General features: G+C 66.3%; 20 protein-coding genes and 1 tRNA gene. 17 read left to right on the plus strand and 4 right to left on the minus strand.

Annotated elements, in window-relative coordinates:
- From lptC to MMB92_RS19095, 9 genes are all read left to right on the plus strand, one after another.
- Window positions 1-615, plus strand: coding sequence for an LPS export ABC transporter periplasmic protein LptC (lptC, locus tag MMB92_RS19055; protein ID WP_006483145.1), 615 nt, complete (start codon window positions 1-3; stop codon window positions 613-615).
- A 20-nt stretch (window positions 616-635) separates the two neighbouring features.
- On the plus strand, window positions 636-1301 hold the full coding sequence (gene lptA / locus MMB92_RS19060) for a lipopolysaccharide transport periplasmic protein LptA (RefSeq protein ID WP_006483139.1): 666 nt from the start codon (window positions 636-638) through the stop codon (window positions 1299-1301).
- On the plus strand, window positions 1298-2074 hold the full coding sequence (gene lptB / locus MMB92_RS19065; RefSeq protein WP_006483143.1) for an LPS export ABC transporter ATP-binding protein: 777 nt from the start codon (window positions 1298-1300) through the stop codon (window positions 2072-2074). The genes lptA and lptB overlap by 4 nt, the downstream gene beginning before the upstream one ends.
- A 172-nt stretch (window positions 2075-2246) precedes the next feature.
- Window positions 2247-3752, plus strand: coding sequence for an RNA polymerase factor sigma-54 (locus MMB92_RS19070; protein WP_006483132.1), 1506 nt, complete (start codon window positions 2247-2249; stop codon window positions 3750-3752).
- Window positions 3753-3910: 158 nt separating this feature from the next.
- Window positions 3911-4270, plus strand: a complete 360-nt coding sequence (raiA, locus tag MMB92_RS19075; protein WP_006477786.1) for a ribosome-associated translation inhibitor RaiA — start codon at window positions 3911-3913, stop codon at window positions 4268-4270.
- A gap of 195 nt (window positions 4271-4465) precedes the next feature.
- A complete protein-coding gene (locus tag MMB92_RS19080; RefSeq protein ID WP_034195643.1) occupies window positions 4466-4978 on the plus strand; it encodes a PTS sugar transporter subunit IIA in 513 nt (170 codons plus the stop codon).
- A 129-nt stretch (window positions 4979-5107) separates the two neighbouring features.
- Entirely contained in the window at window positions 5108-6076 is a 969-nt protein-coding gene (gene hprK, locus MMB92_RS19085; protein ID WP_006483133.1) for an HPr(Ser) kinase/phosphatase, read from the plus strand.
- Window positions 6077-6150: 74 nt separating this feature from the next.
- A complete protein-coding gene (gene rapZ / locus MMB92_RS19090; protein ID WP_006483144.1) occupies window positions 6151-7059 on the plus strand; it encodes an RNase adapter RapZ in 909 nt (302 codons plus the stop codon).
- Window positions 7060-7085: 26 nt separating this feature from the next.
- A complete protein-coding gene (locus tag MMB92_RS19095; RefSeq protein ID WP_006483137.1) occupies window positions 7086-7721 on the plus strand; it encodes an LON peptidase substrate-binding domain-containing protein in 636 nt (211 codons plus the stop codon).
- Window positions 7722-7838: 117 nt separating this feature from the next.
- Here the strand turns inward: MMB92_RS19095 and mutY are convergent, their stop codons facing one another.
- Both mutY and mutM read right to left on the minus strand, forming a co-directional pair.
- Window positions 7839-8945 carry an A/G-specific adenine glycosylase gene (gene mutY / locus MMB92_RS19100; protein ID WP_048986777.1) on the minus strand — a complete coding sequence of 369 codons (1107 nt, stop codon included), beginning with the start codon at window positions 8943-8945 and terminating at the stop codon, window positions 7839-7841.
- A 24-nt stretch (window positions 8946-8969) separates the two neighbouring features.
- Window positions 8970-9797, minus strand: a complete 828-nt coding sequence (gene mutM / locus MMB92_RS19105; protein ID WP_058901818.1) for a bifunctional DNA-formamidopyrimidine glycosylase/DNA-(apurinic or apyrimidinic site) lyase — start codon at window positions 9795-9797, stop codon at window positions 8970-8972.
- A gap of 247 nt (window positions 9798-10044) precedes the next feature.
- Here mutM and MMB92_RS19110 point away from each other — a divergent pair, with 247 nt between their 5' ends.
- The 8 genes from MMB92_RS19110 (at window position 10045) to hisC (ending at window position 17207) form a co-directional block, all read left to right on the plus strand.
- A complete protein-coding gene (locus MMB92_RS19110; RefSeq protein ID WP_006483151.1) occupies window positions 10045-11868 on the plus strand; it encodes a tetratricopeptide repeat protein in 1824 nt (607 codons plus the stop codon).
- A complete protein-coding gene (gene lolB, locus MMB92_RS19115; protein ID WP_020979425.1) occupies window positions 11868-12488 on the plus strand; it encodes a lipoprotein insertase outer membrane protein LolB in 621 nt (206 codons plus the stop codon). The genes MMB92_RS19110 and lolB overlap by 1 nt, the downstream gene beginning before the upstream one ends.
- Window positions 12489-12515: 27 nt before the next feature.
- Window positions 12516-13397, plus strand: coding sequence for a 4-(cytidine 5'-diphospho)-2-C-methyl-D-erythritol kinase (ispE, locus tag MMB92_RS19120; protein ID WP_058901819.1), 882 nt, complete (start codon window positions 12516-12518; stop codon window positions 13395-13397).
- Window positions 13398-13452: 55 nt separating this feature from the next.
- Window positions 13453-13529: transfer RNA gene (locus tag MMB92_RS19125), tRNA-Gln, on the plus strand.
- Window positions 13530-13573: 44 nt separating this feature from the next.
- The gene (locus tag MMB92_RS19130) at window positions 13574-14536 is read left to right on the plus strand and encodes a ribose-phosphate pyrophosphokinase (protein ID WP_006483739.1); all 963 of its coding nucleotides are present in this window, start codon (window positions 13574-13576) and stop codon (window positions 14534-14536) included.
- Window positions 14537-14697: 161 nt separating this feature from the next.
- A complete protein-coding gene (locus MMB92_RS19135) occupies window positions 14698-15303 on the plus strand; it encodes a 50S ribosomal protein L25/general stress protein Ctc (RefSeq protein ID WP_006483734.1) in 606 nt (201 codons plus the stop codon).
- 120 nt (window positions 15304-15423) lie between these two features.
- Window positions 15424-16023, plus strand: coding sequence for an aminoacyl-tRNA hydrolase (gene pth / locus MMB92_RS19140; RefSeq protein WP_034201350.1), 600 nt, complete (start codon window positions 15424-15426; stop codon window positions 16021-16023).
- Window positions 16024-16139: 116 nt separating this feature from the next.
- Complete coding sequence (hisC, locus tag MMB92_RS19145; RefSeq protein WP_034201349.1) at window positions 16140-17207, plus strand: histidinol-phosphate transaminase; 1068 nt, start codon at window positions 16140-16142, stop codon at window positions 17205-17207.
- A gap of 78 nt (window positions 17208-17285) precedes the next feature.
- On the opposite strand, the gene MMB92_RS19150 is transcribed toward hisC, so the two are convergent.
- Window positions 17286-17552, minus strand: a complete 267-nt coding sequence (locus MMB92_RS19150) for a YfhL family 4Fe-4S dicluster ferredoxin (protein WP_043206196.1) — start codon at window positions 17550-17552, stop codon at window positions 17286-17288.
- 59 nt (window positions 17553-17611) lie between these two features.
- A complete protein-coding gene (gene coaD, locus MMB92_RS19155; protein ID WP_006477773.1) occupies window positions 17612-18109 on the minus strand; it encodes a pantetheine-phosphate adenylyltransferase in 498 nt (165 codons plus the stop codon).
- Window positions 18110-18206 lie beyond the last annotated feature (97 nt).

Here is an 18206-nt window from a genome sequence, read left to right on the forward strand (position 1 = left end):
ATGAGCACGCATTTCCGCTGGACCCAGATGCTGCCGCTCGTCGCGGTCGCCGCGCTCGCGGGCGTCACGTGGTGGCTGCTGCAGGCCACGCTGCCGCCGCCCGGCGAGGGCGCCGTGCAGCCGAAGCGCCATACGCCCGACTATTTCGCCGACAACTTCTCGGTCACCGAGCTCGACCAGACCGGCACGACCCAGTACCGGCTGACGGCCGCGAAGCTGGTCCATTACGAAGACACCGAAGGCAGCGACCTGACCGATCCGGCCATGCGCGCGTTCCAGCCCGGCAAGCCGGTCGTGACGACCACCGCGAAGCGCGGCACCGTCAACGGCGACGTGTCGATCGTCGATTTGTACGACGATGCGCGCATCCTGCGCGCGGCCGGCGGCGGCGATCCGCAGATGCAGGCCGATTCCCAGCATTTCCGGATCTTCGTCAATGACGATGTGATCCAGACCGAAAAGCCGGTTAAACTTCAGCGCGGCCTGTCGCTCGTCAACGCGACCGACGGCATGAAGTACAACAACGTCACCCGGGTCATCGAGCTCTACGGCAACGTGCGCGGCACGATCGCCGCGGCGGACACGTCCGGCGGCTCGAAAGGTCAACCCAGGTGACGCATCCCTCACGTGACTGCATGAACGAACCGTTCCCTCGACAGATTTCCGGCGGCGCTGCGCGCGCCGTCCGCGCCGCGCTCGCCGCGACGCTCGTGGCGCTCCCGCTCGTCGGGCTGGCGCCGCTCGCCCATGCCGAGAAGGCCGACCAGAACAAGCCGATCAACGTCGAGGCCGACAACCTGACCTATGACGATCTGAAGCAGGTCACGGTCGCGACCGGCAACGTCGTGATCACGAAGGGCACGATCATCATCAAGGGCGATCGCGTCGAAGTGCGCCAGGACCCGGAAGGCTATCAGTACGCGACGTCGTTCGGCAGCGGCAAGAAGCACGCGACGTTCCGCCAGAAGCGCGAAGGCCTCGACGAATACATCGACGGCGACGCCGAGCGCATCGACTACGACGGCAAGCAGGATCTCACCACGCTGACCACCGCCGCGACCGTGCGCCGCCTGCAGGGCACGTCGACGGTCGCCGATACCGTGCACGGCAGCGTGATCACGTACGACGGCCAGCGCGACTTCTACACCGCGAAGGGCGGCAAGGACGTCGCGGCGCCGGGCAACCCGAACGGCCGCGTGCGCGCGATGCTGTCGCCGAAGAACGGCGGCCCCGCGCCGCTGAACGGGGCGCCGGCCAAGCTGTCGCCGTCGACCACGATCCAGGGAGCGCCGGGCCAATGAACGCGCTTCCGAACCGCCAGCCGGCCGGCACGACGAGCTCGCTCGTCGTGCGCAACCTGAAGAAGCGCTACGGCTCACGCACGGTCGTCAAGGACGTGTCGCTCGACGTGAAGAGCGGCGAAGTCGTCGGCCTGCTCGGCCCGAACGGCGCCGGCAAGACCACGTCGTTCTACATGATCGTCGGCCTCGTGCCGACGGACGCGGGCGAAATCACGCTGAACGGCAGCTCGATCAGCCTGCTGCCGATCCACAAGCGCGCGTCGCTCGGCCTGTCGTACCTGCCGCAGGAAGCGTCGGTGTTCCGCAAGCTGACCGTCGAGGAAAACATCCGCGCGGTGCTCGAGCTGCAGCACGACGAGGACGGCAAGCGGCTGTCGAAGGACGCGATCTCGTCGCGTACCGAAGCGCTGCTCGACGAGCTGCAGATCGGCCACCTGCGCGAGAACCCCGCGCTGTCGCTGTCGGGCGGCGAACGGCGCCGCGTCGAGATCGCGCGCGCGCTCGCGACCAACCCGAGCTTCATCCTGCTCGACGAACCGTTCGCCGGCGTCGATCCGATCGCGGTGCTCGAGATCCAGAAGATCGTCAAGTTCCTGAAACAGCGCAACATCGGCGTGCTGATCACGGACCACAACGTCCGCGAAACGCTCGGCATCTGCGACCACGCGTACATCATCAGCGACGGTTCGGTGCTGGCCGCCGGCGCGCCGAGCGAAATCATCGAAAACGAAAGCGTGCGCCGCGTGTACCTCGGCGAACACTTCCGCATGTAACGTCCTCCTCGTGGCTGGCTGCACCCCGCCCGGCATCGCCGCGCGGGGCTGCGCCCCGCTTTGCATCCACGCCCGCGGGCATGCCCGCGGCCGGGCGGCGCGCCGCGCGTAATCGCGGATGGCTCAATGCGCCTGGGTCGTGGCAAACTGCCGGTATGACTCCCTCCTTGCCATGAAAGCCAGCCTTCAACTCCGCCTGTCGCAACATCTTGCGCTGACGCCTCAGCTGCAGCAGTCGATCCGGCTCCTGCAGTTGTCGACGCTCGAACTGCAGCAGGAAGTCGCGATGGCCGTCGCGCAGAACCCGCTGCTCGAGAACGACGACGAATGGATCGCGAGCCCGCTGCGCGTCGCGGCGGACGGATCGCTGATCGCGCAGACGCCGCCCGCACAGAACACCGAGCCCGCCGCGACCAACGGCAGCAGCCCGTCCAGCGATCGCGCGGAGCGCGACGAGCCGGCCGGCGCCGACGAATACGACGGCTACGGGTCCGGCGACGGCAACGACGGCCCGCAGTGGAACCTCGACGAATACGGCCGCTCGAGCGGCGCGTCCGACGACGACGACCTGCCGCCGCTGCAGGTGCAGGAAGCCGCGACGTCGCTGCGCGACCACCTCGCCGCGCAGTTGCGCGTCACGCAGGCCGGCCCGCGCGATCGCGCGCTCGTGATGTTCCTGATCGAATCGCTCGACGACGACGGCTACCTGACCGCCACGCTCGACGAAGTGCTCGCCGACCTGCCGCCCGAACTGGAAATCGACTGCGACGAACTGAACGCGGCGCTCGCGCTGCTGCACAGCTTCGACCCGGCCGGCGTCGGCGCGCGCTCGGCGTCCGAATGCCTGAAGCTGCAGCTGCTGCGTCTCGATCCGTCCCCGACGCGCACGCTCGCGCTCGAGATCGTGTCGCAGCACCTCGAACTGCTCGCCGCACGCGACTTCACACGGTTGCGCAAGCACCTGAAGGCGAGCGACGACGCGCTGCGCGACGCGCACGCACTGATCCGCTCGCTGGAGCCGTTCCCCGGCGCCGCATACGGCAAGGCCGAGGCCGACTACGTCGTGCCCGACATCATCGTGAAGAAGGCCGGCCAGGGCTGGCTCGCGGAGCTCAATCCGGAAGTCGTGCCGCGCCTGCGGATCAACAACCTGTACGCGAACATCCTGCGCAACAGCCGCGGCGATCCGTCGGCCGGATCGCTGAAACAGCAGCTCCAGGAAGCGCGCTGGCTGATCAAGAATATCCAGCAGCGATTCGACACGATCCTGCGTGTCGCGCAGGCTATTGTCGAGCGTCAGAAGAATTTCTTTGCGCACGGTGAAATTGCCATGCGCCCCTTGGTTTTGCGGGAAATAGCTGATACGCTGGGCCTACACGAGTCGACTGTCAGCCGTGTGACAACCGGGAAGTACATGCTGACCCCGTTCGGGACGCTTGAATTTAAGTACTTCTTCGGATCTCACGTCTCGACCGACACCGGTGGCGCCGCCTCGTCGACCGCCATCCGAGCCCTCATCAAGCAACTGATAGGAGCTGAAGACCCAAAATCGCCACTTTCGGACAGCCGCATTGCCGAGCTGCTGGCAGAACAGGGTTTCGTGGTCGCGCGCCGCACGGTTGCGAAATATCGCGAAGCCCTCAAGATCCCGGCAGTGAATCTGCGCAAGTCTCTTTAAGCCTGCTGCCTGCCCGGCGGCAGGCGTGTCCCGGCCACCGCGCACACGGGGAACAGGCCGGACGATCTGTCCGCGATACGCCGCTTCGTGCGGCACGGGCAAGTCGACCGGAGCGCCGCCTCGATGCGGCCGGGTGGCCACTCGCTTGGAGAAGCACTATGAACCTGAAGATCAGTGGACATCATCTCGAAGTCACGCCTGCGATTCGCGAATACGTGATCACCAAGCTGGACCGGGTGCTACGGCATAGCGATCAGGTGATCGATGGCACTGTGATCCTCTCGGTCGACAACCACAAGGAAAAGGACAAGCAGCAGCGCGCGGAAATCAACCTGCACCTGAAGGGCAAGGACATCTTCGTCGAAAGCGCGAACGGCAACCTGTATGCCGCGATCGATCTGCTGATCGACAAGCTGGATCGCCAGGTCGTCAAGCACATGGAGCGCCTGCAAACGCACGCGCACGACCCGATCAAGCTTCAGCCGTCGATCGACCAGATCGAGCTGCCGCCGCAATAACCGTCACCGCAACACGCACGCCGCCCGGTTCGCCGGGCGTTTTTTTTGTGACTCCGCGCGAAGGTGCAACCGGTCCGTCCGTGCTGCGCCACGCACGCGGCTGTGCTCTATAATGTTCCGGTTATCGCCGGGGGGCGTTGGATGCGGTAGCTGCGCTGCAGGTTGCCGATGCCACATGCCTTGATATCGCCGAACATGGAAAATCAGTCCGCCGCCGCAAGGAGACCCCAGGCCGCCCAATCGCCTGCCAACATGAATCGCCTAGCCAAAATCCTGCCCATAGAGAACGTCGTCATCGACCTCTCCGTCACCAGCAAGAAACGCGTCTTCGAACAAGCCGGGCTGATGTTCGAGAATCAGAACGGCATCGCCCGCAGCACCGTCACGGACAACCTGTTCGCGCGCGAGCGCCTCGGTTCGACCGGGCTCGGCGAAGGTGTCGCGATTCCGCACGGCCGCATCAAGGGCCTCAAGCACCCGCTCGCCGCGTTCGTCCGCCTCGCCGATGCGATCCCGTTCGAAGCGCCCGACGGCCAGCCGGTCGGCCTCCTGATCTTCCTGCTCGTTCCCGAGCAAGCCACCCAGCAGCACCTCGAGATCCTGTCGGAAATCGCGCAACTGCTGTCCGATCGCGACGCCCGCGAGCGTCTGCACAACGAAACGGATATCGCCGAGTTGCATCGCCTGCTCACTCAGTGGCAACCTTGAGTTGTTCCGGGCGGAATATTTCCCCGTACGAGGCGGCCCACGCCGCCGTCCAGGGCCGCCCGGCGCCGGCCCGGCATGGCGACGTCCGTCGCCGCGCGCCCGCACCGGCCCATTGGAGTGACGAGAGTCATGGATACGTCCAGCATCAACGCCCAGAGCATCTTCGACGACAACGCAGCCACGCTGAAACTGAGCTGGCTGACGGGGCATGAAGGCTGGGAACGCGGCTTTTCGGCCGACACGGTCGGCAACGCCACGTCGAGCGCCGACCTCGTCGGCCACCTGAACCTGATCCACCCGAACCGGATCCAGGTGCTCGGCGAAGCCGAAATCGACTACTACCAGCGCCAGACCGACGAAGACCGTTCGCGCCACATGGCCGAGCTGATCGCGCTCGAACCGCCGTTCCTCGTCGTCGCCGGCGGCGCCGCGGCGCCGCCCGAACTGGTGCTGCGCTGCACGCGCTCGTCCACTCCGCTGTTCACGACGCCGATGTCGGCCGCCGCGGTGATCGACAGCCTGCGGCTCTACATGTCGCGCATCCTCGCGCCGCGCGCGACGCTGCACGGCGTGTTCCTCGACATCCTCGGGATGGGCGTGCTGCTGACCGGCGATTCGGGCCTCGGCAAGAGCGAGCTCGGCCTCGAGCTGATCAGCCGCGGCCACGGCCTCGTCGCCGACGACGCGGTCGATTTCGTCCGTCTTGGCCCCGATTTCGTCGAAGGGCGCTGCCCGCCGTTGCTGCAAAACCTGCTCGAAGTGCGCGGCCTCGGCCTGCTCGACATCAAGACGATCTTCGGCGAAACCGCCGTGCGGCGGAAAATGAAGCTGAAGCTGATCGTTCAGCTCGTGCGGCGCCCCGACGGCGAATTCCAGCGCCTGCCGCTCGAAAGCCAGACCGTCGACGTGCTCGGCTTGCCGATCAGCAAGGTCACGATCCAGGTCGCGGCCGGCCGCAACCTCGCGGTGCTCGTCGAGGCGGCCGTCCGGAACACGATCCTGCAGTTGCGCGGAATCGACACGTTGCGCGATTTCATGGATCGGCAACGACTCGCGATGCAAGATCCCGACAGTCAGTTCCCCGGCAAACTCGTGTAACCCGCACGCGCCGGCCGCGCAACGCCGACGCGTCGAGCCGGTGCTATGATGAAATGTCAGGATTCTCCGTTCCCATGCGCATCGTCCTCATCACCGGCATCTCCGGCTCAGGCAAGTCCGTCGCGCTGAACGCGCTCGAAGACGCAGGCTATTACTGCGTCGACAACCTGCCGCCGCACGTGCTCCCCGAACTCGCCCGCTACCTTGCCCAGGACGGCCAGCGCCGGCTCGCGGTCGCGATCGACGCGCGCTCGAGCGCGTCGCTCGACGAGATGCCCGGCCTGATCCGCGAGCTGTCCCGCGAACACGACGTGCGCGTGCTGTTCCTCAACGCGAGCACCCAGGCGCTGATCCAGCGCTTCTCCGAAACGCGCCGCCGCCATCCGCTGTCCGGTTCGCTGTCGCACGATGCGGATGTCGGCCTGCTGTCGTCGCTCGAGGAAGCGATCGAGCGCGAGCGCGAACTCGTCGCGCCGCTCGCCGAATTCGGCCACCAGATCGATACCAGCACGCTGCGCGCGAACGCGCTGCGCACCTGGGTCAAGCGCTTCATCGAGCAGAAGAACAACGATCTGATGGTGATGTTCGAATCGTTCGGCTTCAAGCGCGGCGTGCCGCTCGACGCCGACCTGATGTTCGACGTGCGCGCGCTGCCGAATCCGTACTACGACCACCAGTTGCGCCCGCTCACCGGGCTCGACCAGCCGGTCATCGCCTTTCTCGACGCACTGCCGATCGTCCATCAGATGATCGACGACATCCATGCGTTCCTGATGAAATGGCTGCCGCACTTCCGCGATGACAACCGCAGCTACCTGACCGTCGCCATCGGCTGCACGGGCGGCCAGCATCGCTCGGTGTTCATCGCGGAAACGCTCGCCGCGCGCCTGGCGCGCGAGGCGAACGTGATCGTGCGGCATCGTGACGCGCCAGTGGATGTCGACGCGTCGTCGCGGCTCGTCTCCGAGGTCGACCGACCCTAGCGACACCCGCCCAACGCCCGCGCGCCATGTCCTCCCTATCGACCACCCTGATCGACCTGCCGTTGTTTCCGCTGCACACGGTGCTGTTTCCCGGGGGCCTGCTCCCGCTCAAGGTGTTCGAGGCGCGCTATCTCGACATGTCCCGCACGTGCCTGCGCGACGACGCCCCGTTCGGCGTGTGCCTGCTCAAGAGCGGGCCCGAAGTCGCGCAGGACGGCGCGGTGTCGGTGCCCGAAACCATCGGCTGCATGGCGCGCATCACCGAGTGCGATACCGGCGAATTCGGGATGCTGTATCTGCAGGCGATCGGCACGCAGCGTTTCGAGCTGCTGTCGTATCGCGTCGAAGGCAACGGGCTGCTGGTCGGCATCGCGGAGCCGCTGCCCGACGACATCCCGCTCGAAGGCGAACAGGCGCTCGCGCAGTTCGGTTCGTGCGCCGAGGTGCTCGAGCGCATCATCGACGCGTTGAAGAAATCCGATCCGGAAAAAATGCCGTTCGGCGAACCGTTCCGCCTCGACGATCCGAGCTGGGTATCGAACCGCCTCGCGGAATTGCTGCCGCTCGACCTGCGCGCGCGACAGAAGCTGATGGAGTTTCCGGACGTCGGTGCGCGCATCGACGCCGTGCACCACGTGCTCGACCGGCACGGCTGGCTGTAAGCCCGGCTTGACTATCGCGGCTGATTCGTCGCGCATCGCCCGCCCGAATGCCTTTTTCGCGCGCGGTGGCCCGCCGCCCTGTCGAACGCCGCCCGCGCCGCACCTTTCCCCGGTTCGTTACAGCAGCGGCCCGCTCAGCGCATCGAGCAGCTTGCGCACGGGCGCCGGCACGCCGTACGCGTCGAGCCGGCTCAGCGGCACCCAGGCGGTGTCCGCGTCCCGCGCCTGCGACGGCAGGCCGCCGCCGTCCGCCAGATCACTCAGCCGCGGCTCGATCTCGAGCCGGAAATGCGTGAACGTATGCGTGAGCGGCGCGAGCGGCACCGTGCGACCGCCACCGAAACCGCGCGCAAGATCCGCGAGCGCGGCATCGCCGTCCGCTTGCGGCAGGCTCCATAGTCCGCCCCAGATGCCGGTCGGCGGCCGGCGCTCGAGCAACACGGCGTCGCCATCGCGCAGCACGAGCATCCAGGTCTTGCGCGTCGGCACGGCCTTCTTCGGCCGTGCGGCCGGCAGTTCGCGCTGGCGGCCGGTCGATTGCGCGACGCAGTCGCCGGCGAACGGGCAGCGCGCGCAGTCGGGCTTGCCGCGCACGCACAGCGTCGCGCCCAGATCCATCAGCCCCTGCGTATACGCGCTCACGTCGGCCGCGTTCGCGGCATCGGGCAGCAGCGATTCGGCGAGCGCCCACATGTCGTTCTCGACACGCTTCTCGCCCGGAAAGCCCTCGACGCCGAATACCCGCGCAAGCACGCGCTTCACGTTGCCGTCGAGGATCGTCGCGCGCGCACCGTACGCAAACGACGCGATCGCGGCGGCCGTCGAGCGGCCGATGCCCGGCAGTTCGGCCAGCGCGTCGGGCGTCGCCGGAAACGCGCCGCCGTGCTCGGCGACGACGACCTGCGCGCAGCGGTGCAGGTTGCGCGCGCGCGAGTAGTAGCCAAGGCCCGCCCACAGCGCCATCACGTCGTCGCTCGGCGCGGCCGCGAGCGCGGCGACGTCCGGGTAGCGATCGAGAAAGCGCGTGTAATACGGAATGACGGTCGATACCTGCGTCTGCTGCAGCATGATTTCCGACAGCCAGATCCGGTACGGATCGCGGGTGTTCTGCCACGGCAGGTCATGGCGGCCGTGCGCGCGCTGCCACGCGACGAGACGCGTGGCGAACGTGCGGTGCAGCGGCGTGGCGGGGAACGGAGCGGGGGCGATGCGGGGCGGCTTCAAGTTATCGAATTGTGGAAAAGGGTTTCAACGCTGGCACGTCGGGCAGTAATAGGTCGACCGCTGGCCCTGCACGATCTGGCGAATCGGCGTGCCGCATACGCGGCACGGCTGGCTGGCGCGATCGTAGACGAAACAGTCGAGCTGGAAGTAGCCGCTTTCGCCGTTGCTGCCGACGAAATCGCGCAACGTGCTGCCGCCGCGCTCGATCGCGTCCGCGAGCGTCGCGCGCACCGCGTCGGCCAGCCGCTCGTAGCGCGGCAGCGAAACCTTGCCGGCAGCCGTCGTCGGCCGGATGCCGGCGCGAAACAGGCTCTCCGACGCGTAGATGTTGCCGACGCCGACGACCATGTCGCCCGCGAGCAGCGCCTGCTTGACCGACACCGTGCGGCCACGCGTGCGCGCATGCAGCAGCGCGCCGGTGAACGCCGGCGAAAACGGCTCGACGCCGAGGCTCGCGAGGAGCGGATGCGCATGCACGTCGCCTGCTTCGCGCGGGTGCCACAGCACGGCGCCGAAGCGGCGCGGATCGCGGAACCGCAGCACGAATTCGTCGAAGATCCAGTCGATGTGGTCGTGCTTCGCGGCGACCGGCACGCCGGCCGCGGGCAGCACGCGCAGCGTGCCCGTCATCCCGAGGTGGACGATGAACCAGCCCGCATCGACCTCGAACAGCAGATATTTGCCGCGGCGCTCGACGGCGAGCACCTCGCGCGCGCGCAACTGCTCGGCGAGCCCCGCCGGCACGGGCCAGCGCAGCATCGCGGTACGGACGTCGACACGCTCGACGCGGCGGCCCGCGACAAAGGGCTCGATGCCCCGGCGCGTGACTTCGACTTCTGGCAACTCTGGCATGTTTTGCGGGTCTGAGGCTACGGTCTGCTTACAGAAAGAATGCGCATGCGGCGCCACGAGAACGGCCGTTCTCGCGACGACCCCGAATTAAACACGGGAATGCCCGAAATCGCCCGGCCTGGCAGCACGCGAGGCGGGCGATTTCGGGCATTCGCATGTGGGTTCCACAGGTAAACGGACCCTATCACGATCGTGCGTGTATTGTAGCGAGCGCGTTACAATCGGTTGAAACATCGAACGGATTTCCATGACCCTGCCCTCGAAGCTGCTTCAGAAGCGCCCCGCCGCCGTGCGCGGCGCGCGCGCCTTCCCGGTCCGCCGTGCACTCGGTGCCGCGCTGTTTGCCGCCTGGACCCTCACCGCCTTTCCGGCCCACGCGCAGGATCCGGCCTCGGACGACGCGGAGCCGCAGGGTGCGTTCGAGCATGTGATGCCGGACGAGCAGAAAAATCTCCCCGCTGTGCCGCTGACGAGCCAGATCGTCTATCAGGTGCTCGCCGCCGAGGTCGCGCTTCAGCGCAACCAGCCGGCACCGGCCTACCAGACCTACCTCGCGCTGGCCCGCGACACGCGCGACCCGCGCATGGCGCAGCGCGCGACCGAAATCGCGCTCGGCGCGCAGAGCCCGGCCGACGCACTGTCCGCCGCGAATCTGTGGCGCCAGTACGCACCGGATTCGAACCGGGCGTCGCAGGTCGACGCCGCGCTGCTGGTGCTCGCCGGCAAGCCGGCCGATGCGCAGCCGATGCTCGCGCGCGAGCTGGCCCGCGCGACCGGCGACACGCGCGGTCCGGCGATCCTCGCGCTGCAGGCGCTGCTGGTACGCGGCCCCGACCGCGTCGGCGGCCTCGCGGTGCTGAAGGACATGCTGAAGAACGACATGAATCGCCCCGAGGCGCAGCTCGCGATCGCGCGGCAGCAGCTCGCGGTCGACGACAAGGACGGCGCCGCGCAATCGCTGAAGCAGGCGCTGCAGATCCGCCCCGACTACCTGCCGGCGGCGCTGATGCTGTCGCAGATGGGGCCGGCGGAACGCGCGGCGGGCATCGCGTCGTTCGAGAAATATGTTCAGCAGAATCCGAAGTCGCGTGACGCGCGGCTCGCACTGTCGCAGCTCTATCTCGCCGACGACCGCCTCGATGACGCGCAGAAGCAGTTCGAGACGATGCGCAAGCTCGACTCGAAGGATCCGACGCCGCTGATGGCGCTCGCGCTGATCAAGATCCAGCAGAAGAAACTCGACGAGGCGACCGGCTACCTGAAGCAGTACGTGCAGCTCGGCGACAAGCAGCCGAACCTCGACGTCGGCCAGGGCTACATCTACCTCGCGCAGATCGCGATCGACCAGAACAACGACGCGCAGGCGTCGCAATGGCTCGACAAGGTCGACCAGACGAGCCAGCACTACCTGCCCGCGCAGATCACGCGCGCACAGCTGCTGCAGAAACAGGGCAAGACCGACGAGGCGCGCAAGGTGCTCGACAACCTGCCGATCACGGATCCGCGCGACGCGGCCGTGGTGGCGCGCACCGATGCGTCGATCCTGTTCACCGCGAAGCGCTATCCGGAAGCGGAGGCGCGGCTCGGGCAGGCCGTCCAGGACTTCCCGGACGATCCCGACCTGCGCTACGACTACGCGATGGCGGCCGAAAAGACCGGCCACTACGCGACGATGGAAAAGCAGTTGCGCGAACTGATCCGCACGCAGCCCGACAACCCGCAGGCCTACAACGCGCTCGGCTATTCGCTCGCCGATCGCAACCAGCGCCTGCCCGAGGCCAGCAAGCTGATCGACAAGGCGATGGCGCTCGCGCCGAACGACGCGTACATCATGGACAGCCTCGGCTGGGTGAAGTACCGGATGGGCGACACGGCCGGCGCGACGAAAGTGCTGCAACGCGCGTACGAATTGCAGCCGAACGCCGAAATCGGCGCGCATCTCGGCGAAGTGCTGTGGAAGAGCGGCGCGCAGGACGACGCGCGCAACGCGTGGCGCGCCGCGCAGAAGCTCGAGCCCGACAATGAAACGCTCGTGCAGACGCTGAAACGCCTGCAGATCAACGGCCTCTGATGCGGATGTTCCCGATGTTTTCCCTGTCCTTCCGCACGCAGCGCACGCTGGCCGCGGCCGGCGCGGCGCTCGCGCTCGCCGGCTGCGCGAGCACGCCGCCGCCGGCCGGCACGTCGACGGGCGCCGCACTGCAGACGGCCGCGACGCATGCGTACCATGGCCGCTTCGCGGTGCGGTACGACGATCGGCTCGGCAACCCGCAGAACGTGTACGGCAACTTCGACTGGCAGGAGCACGGCGACGACGTGTCGCTCGAGCTGCGCAGCCCGCTCGGCCAGACGCTCGCGGTCGTGAAATCGACGCCGCGCGCGGCGTCGCTCGAATTGCCGAACCGTCCGACCCAATATGCGCCCGACGTCGGCGACCTGATGCAGAAAACGCTCGGCTTCGAGCTGCCGCTCGCGGGCCTGCGCTACTGGCTGCTGCCGACCGTTGCCCCCGCGACGCCGGCGGAAACCGTGCGCGACCCGGCCGACGGCACGCGCGTCAAGCAGATCCGTCAGGACGGCTGGACGATCGACTACCTTGCCTACGCGGATGCCCCGGCCACGGGCGTCAAACGCGTCAACCTCGTGCGCGCGACGCCGCCGCTCGACATCAAGCTCGTGCTCGATCAGTGAGCACGCGCGCCTAGCCCCGATACCCGCATGACCGATTCGACCCGCTCGCTGCGCAACTGCCTGGCGCCCGCGAAACTCAACCTGTTCCTGCACATCACCGGCCGCCGTCCGAACGGCTATCACGATCTGCAGAGCGTATTCCAGCTGCTGAACTGGGGCGACACGCTGCACTTCACGCTGCGCGACGACGGCCGCGTCGCACGCGTCACCGACGTGCCCGGCGTGCCCGAGGAAAGCGACCTCGTCGTGCGCGCGGCCAACCTGCTGAAAACGCATACGGGCACCGCGCACGGCGTCGACATCGAGATCGACAAGATCCTGCCGATGGGCGCCGGCCTCGGCGGCGGCAGCTCCGACGCGGCGACGACGCTGCTCGCGCTGAACCGCCTGTGGCAACTCGATTTGCCGCGCGCCGAACTTCAATCGCTCGCGGTCAAACTCGGCGCCGACGTGCCGTTTTTTATTTTTGGAAAAAATGCGTTCGCAGAGGGTATCGGAGAAGAATTAGCTGAGGTACAATTGCCGACTCGCTGGTTCTTGGTTGTGACGCCACGCGTTCATGTCCCGACCGCTGAAATATTTTCAGATGAGTTGTTGACAAGAGATACGAAGCCCGTCACAATTGCTGACTTTCTTGCACAGCAAACCAGCGATGCGGGATGGCCAGATAGCTTCGGCCGGAACGATATGCAGGAAGTTGTAACAAGGAAGTACGCGGAAGTTGCGCAGGTGGTCAAATGGTTGTATGATGTGACCCCCGCGAGGATGACCGGCTCCGGAGCAAGCGTGTTTGCAGCGTTTCACAGCAAGCACGAGGCAGAAGCGGCGAAAGCCAAACTGCACGCCAGTTGGAATGGCGCAGTTGCCGAGAGTCTGAACGAGCATCCGCTCTTCACTTTCGCGTCATGAAGTTTTACTTTGCCGAACGGCCTACACGAGTTCGGTGAAGTTATCAGTTAAGTGTAGGGGAGTCGCCAAGTTGGTCAAGGCACCGGATTTTGATTCCGGCATGCGAGGGTTCGAGTCCTTCCTCCCCTGCCAAAAATTTTCCCGCATTTCCCGCCCAAGCCTGAAGCAGGTGCACGATGAGCAGCCACAGCCATGATGGCCTGATGGTCTTTACTGGCAACGCGAATCCCGCGCTCGCCCAGGAAGTCGTCAATATCCTTGGTATCCCCCTCGGCAAAGCAATGGTCAGCCGTTTCTCCGACGGCGAGATCCAGGTCGAGATCCAGGAAAACGTGCGCGGCAAGGACGTCTTCGTCCTGCAATCCACGTGCGCACCGACGAACGACAACCTGATGGAACTGATGATCATGGTCGATGCGCTCAAGCGCGCATCCGCTGGCCGGATCACTGCTGCCATCCCCTACTTCGGCTATGCCCGTCAGGATCGCCGCCCGCGTTCGGCGCGCGTCGCGATCTCGGCGAAGGTCATCGCGAACATGCTGGAAATCGCCGGCGTCGAGCGGATCATCACGATGGATCTGCACGCCGACCAGATTCAAGGCTTCTTCGACATCCCGGTCGACAACATCTACGCCACGCCGATCCTGCTGGGCGACCTGCGCAAGCAGAACTACTCGGATCTGCTCGTCGTGTCGCCGGACGTCGGCGGCGTCGTGCGTGCCCGTGCACTCGCGAAGCAGCTCAACTGCGATCTCGCGATCATCGACAAGCGTCGTCCGAAGGCGAACGTCGCCGAAGTGATGAACATCATCGGTGAAGTCGAAGGCCGCACCTGCGTGATCATGGACGACATGGTCGATACGGCCGGCACGCTGTGCAAGGCCGCGCAAGTGCTGAAGGACCGCGGTGCGAAGCAGGTGTTCGCGTACGCGACGCATCCGGTGCTGTCCGGCGGCGCCGCCGATCGCATCGCCGCGTCGGCACTCGACGAGCTCGTCGTCACCGATACGATTCCGCTGTCGGCCGAATCGCTGGCCTGCTCGAAGATCCGCTCGCTGACGAGCGCGAGCCTGCTGGCCGAAACGTTCTCGCGGATTCGCCGCGGCGATTCGGTGATGTCGCTGTTCGCGGAATCCTGATCGCGAATCGACTGAACAAAGCATGCGCAGAAAGCGAAGCGGCGACGCTTCGCTTTTTGCACAATCGGACGGGATAGACGAAACCCCGGCCGTTTCATCGGGGGCCGCCATTTGATGGCCCCGTTTTACTGCCTGGTCGCGGGCAGCCATTGGAGAATCACATGAAAGTCGTCGCTTTCGAGCGCCAACAGCAAGGTACGGGTGCGAGCCGCCGCCTGCGCAACGCCGGTAAGACCACGGGTATCGTTTACGGTGGCGAAGCAGCCCCGCAAAAGATCGAACTCGATCACAACGCCCTGTGGCACGCCCTGAAGAAGGAAGCTTTCCACTCGTCGATCCTCGACCTCGAAGTGGCCGGCCAGTCGCAACAGGTTCTGCTGCGCGACGTGCAATACCACCCGTTCAAGCAACTGGTGCTGCACGTGGACTTCCAGCGCGTCGACGCGAAGAAGAAGCTGCACACGAAGGTGCCGCTGCACTTCCTGAACGCTGAAGTCAGCCCGGCCGTGAAGCTGTCGAGCGCGATCGTTTCGCACGTCGCGACGGAAATCGAAGTCGAGTGCCTGCCGGCTGCCCTGCCGGAGTTCCTCGAAGTCGACCTGTCGAAGATCGAAGCCGGTCAGTCGCTGCACGCGAAGGACATCGCACTGCCGAAGGGCGTGACGCTGGTCGCGCACGTCGACGCGGAAAACCCGGTTGTCGCCTCGGCGACGGTCCCGGCTGGCGCCGTGTCGGACGCAGCAGAAGGCGAAACGCCGGCTGCCTAAGCGGCTGCGTACGCGCCCCCTCGATCCGTTTCACGAAACGGTCGACGCAACCCGCCGCGGCTTGCCCGGCGGGTTTTTCTTTTTCTGCGCCCAGGCGGCCGTTGCCGCCTTCGAAACGTCATGATCAAACTGATCGTCGGCCTCGGCAATCCCGGGGCGGAATACACCGCGACGCGCCACAACGCCGGCTTCTGGCTGATCGACCAGCTCGCCCGCGAAGCCGGCACGACGCTGCGCGACGAACGCCGCTTCCACGGCTTCTATGCGAAAGCGCGCCTGCATGGCGAGGAAGTCCATCTGCTCGAGCCGCAGACCTACATGAACCGCTCCGGCCAGTCGGTCGTCGCGCTCGCGCAATTCTTCAAGATCCTGCCCGACCAGATCCTCGTCGCGCACGACGAGCTCGACCTGCCGCCCGGCACCGTGAAGCTGAAGCTCGGTGGCGGCAGCGGCGGCCACAACGGCCTCAAGGACATCACCGCGCACCTGTCGTCGCAGCAATACTGGCGGCTGCGGATCGGCATCGGCCATCCGCGCGACCTGATTCCGGAAAGCGCGCGCGCCGGCGCGAAGCCCGACGTCGCGAACTTCGTGCTGAAGCCGCCGCGCCGCGAGGAGCAGGACGTGATCGACGCATCGATCGAACGCGCGCTCGCCGTGATGCCGATGGTCATCAAGGGCGAACTCGACCGCGCGACGATGCAGCTGCATCGCAACTGACGCCCGTCGCACCCGCCTGGTGCATCGGCCGTCCGGCGCAACCGGGCGGCCTCGTCCGCCCCACCGCGACGCGCACATGCGGTAATCTCGACGTTTTGCCCGACAGGAGCCAAGCGGTGAGCCGTTACTGGAGCGACGTCGTTCAGCAACTCGTGCCTTACGTGCCGGGCGAACAGCCCGCGCTTGCGCACCCCGTCAAGCTGAACACCAACGAGAATCCCTATCCGCCGTCGCCGCGCGTCGTCGCGGCGATCGCCCGCGAACTCGGCGGCACCGGCGACACGCTGCGCCGCTATCCGGACCCGGTCGCGCGCGCGCTGCGCGAGACGGTCGCGGCCCATCACCGCATCAAGCCCGAACAGGTGTTCGTCGGCAACGGCTCCGACGAGGTGCTCGCGCACACGTTCCAGGCGCTGCTCAAGCACGACCGGCCGCTGCGCTTCCCCGACATCACGTACAGCTTCTATCCGACCTACGCGCGCCTGTACGGCGTCGAGACCACGGTCGTGCCGCTCGCGGACGATTTCTCGATCCGTGTCGACGACTATCTCGACGACGCCGGCGGCGTGCTGTTTCCGAACCCGAATGCACCGACCGGGCGCGCGCTGCCGCTCGCGGACGTCGAGCGGATCGCGGCCGCGAATCCGTCGTCGGTCGTCGTGATCGACGAAGCGTACGTCGATTTCGGCGCGCAGTCGGCCATTACGCTGATCGATCGCCATCCGAATCTGCTCGTCGTGCATACGACGTCGAAGGCGCGCTCGCTCGCGGGCATGCGCGTCGGCTTCGCGTTCGGCGATGCGGCGCTGATCGACGCGTTGAACCGCGTGAAGGACAGCTTCAACTCGTATCCGCTCGACCGGCTCGCGCAGGTCGCCGCGCAGGCCGCGTACGAAGACACCGACTATTTCAACGCCACCTGCCGGCGCGTGATCGACAGCCGGGCGCGGCTCACGCAGGCGCTCGACGCACTCGGCTTCGAGATCGTGCCGTCGGCCGCGAATTTCGTGTTCGCGCGCCATCCCGCGCACGATGCGGGCGCGATCGCGGCGAAGCTGAAGGAACGGGAAATTTTCGTGCGGCACTTCCGGCTGCCGCGGATCGACCAGCATCTTCGCATCACCGTCGGCACCGATGCCGAATGCGACGCGCTCGTCGCGGCGTTGCGCGAGCTGCTGGCCTGATACGGAAGAACCGGCGCCGAATGGCGCCGGGCTGAAAGCGCGACGCGCGCGCCACACAAAGCGCGCGTCAGCGCCGGATCACGACGCGTCGCCGCCCTTCACGGCGATCAGCGCGTGGTACTTCTCCATCAATTGCGCATGCGATTCGTCATGCTGCGGATCGCGCGGAATGCATTCGACCGGACACACCTGCTGGCACTGCGGTTCGTCGAAATGGCCGACGCACTCGGTGCACTTGTTCGGGTCGATCACGTAGATGTCCGGGCCCATCGAAATCGCGCCGTTCGGGCACTCGGGCTCGCACACGTCGCAATTGATGCACTCGTCGGTAATCATCAAAGCCATACTGATCTCACTTCTTCAGGCCGGCGGCCGGCTTCGCAACGAAACCGGCCGGCGCCGCATCACGCGGCAGGGCCTCCCATCGCGGTGACCTTCTCGGTCAGCCATTTCTCGACGGACGGAAACACGAATTTGCTGACATCGCCGCCCAATTGCGCGATTTCGCGCACGATCGTCCCCGAGATGAACTGGTACTGGTCGGACGGCGTCATGAACATCGTCTCGACGTCGGGCAGCAGATAGCGGTTCATCCCCGCCATCTGGAACTCATACTCGAAATCGGACACCGCGCGCAGCCCGCGCACGATCACGCGCGCATTGTTCACGCGGACGAAATCCTTCAGGAGGCCGGTGAAACTCATCACCTTCACGTTCGGGTAATGGCCGAGCACCTCGTTCGCAATCGTCAGACGTTCCTCGAGCGAGAAAAACGGCTTTTTCGCGCGGCTGTCGGCAACGCCCACCACCAGCGTATCAAAAATGCTCGACGCACGCCGCACGAGGTCTTCGTGCCCGCGCGTCAGCGGATCGAACGTACCGGGATACACGGCGACTACCATGTCGCTCCTCCTGTCATCACGCAAACGGGATGGCAGCCGTGCGATGCACGCGCCGCTGCCGAGATGGGCATGCGTCGCCTTTGCGGCGCGCCGCCTC

Origin of the sequence: Burkholderia sp. IO2 (assembly GCF_029522185.1) — a bacterium.
Taxonomy (GTDB): Bacteria; Pseudomonadota; Gammaproteobacteria; order Burkholderiales; family Burkholderiaceae; genus Burkholderia; species Burkholderia cenocepacia.